This window comes from Methylobacterium sp. WL116 (genome assembly GCF_008039455.1).
Lineage (GTDB): Bacteria > Pseudomonadota > Alphaproteobacteria > Rhizobiales > Beijerinckiaceae > Methylobacterium.
Genome location: NZ_VRUV01001005.1, coordinates 1 through 767, shown reverse-complemented (window position 1 = coordinate 767; position 767 = coordinate 1). Strand labels below are relative to the sequence as shown.

Here is a 767-nt window from a genome sequence, read left to right as displayed (position 1 = left end):
GCCCGCCAGCGCGGAGACCGGCCGCCAGCTTCGGCGTCCGCAGACCCGGCCGGCGCCCACGGTCGCGGCGTCGGCGCCGGCCGTGAAGAAGACGGAGGCGAAGGTCCAGATCGCGGTGTTCGGCGATTCGCTGGCCGACCATCTCAGCCGCGGGTTGGACGACGTGTTCGAGGACACCGCCGACGTCGCGGTGATCGACCGCGCCAAGGCCGACAGCGGCCTCGTGCGCAGGGACGTCGTCGATTGGCCGAAGGCCGCAGAGGACTACCTGAAGGCGAACCCGAAGGTCGGCTATGCCGTGGTCATGCTCGGCGCCAACGATCGCCAGCCGATGCGCGACGGGGACCAGACCCTCGATCCGCTCTCTGACCGCTGGCGCGAGGTCTACCGAACCCGCGTGGACGCACTGGTGAAGGTCTTCACCGACCGGAAGATTCCGCTCGTCTGGGTCGGCGCCCCGCCGATGCGCAGCGAGAGCCTGACGCGCGACCTCGGCAGCCTCAACGAGATCGTCCGGGATGCCGTGACCAAGGCGGGGGGCACCTACGTCGATGTCGGGCCGGGCTTCTCCGACGACCGCAACCACTACACCGCCACGGGACCGGACCTCGACGGGCAGAGCGCCAAGCTCCGCACCGCCGACGGCGTGCACTTCACCCATGCCGGCGCCCGCAAGCTCGCGCATTTCGCCGACGTGGAGCTGAAGCGCCTGATGGGTGCGACGGCGCCCACCGCGCCCGAGCAGCCGGCCGCCGCCGTCTCGGCCC

Annotated in this window: 1 protein-coding gene; it reads left to right on the top strand. The window is 71.6% G+C overall.

Annotated elements, in window-relative coordinates:
- A partial coding sequence (locus tag FV223_RS29075) for an SGNH family hydrolase (RefSeq protein ID WP_246689865.1) occupies window positions 1-767 on the top strand: 767 nt, incomplete at both ends.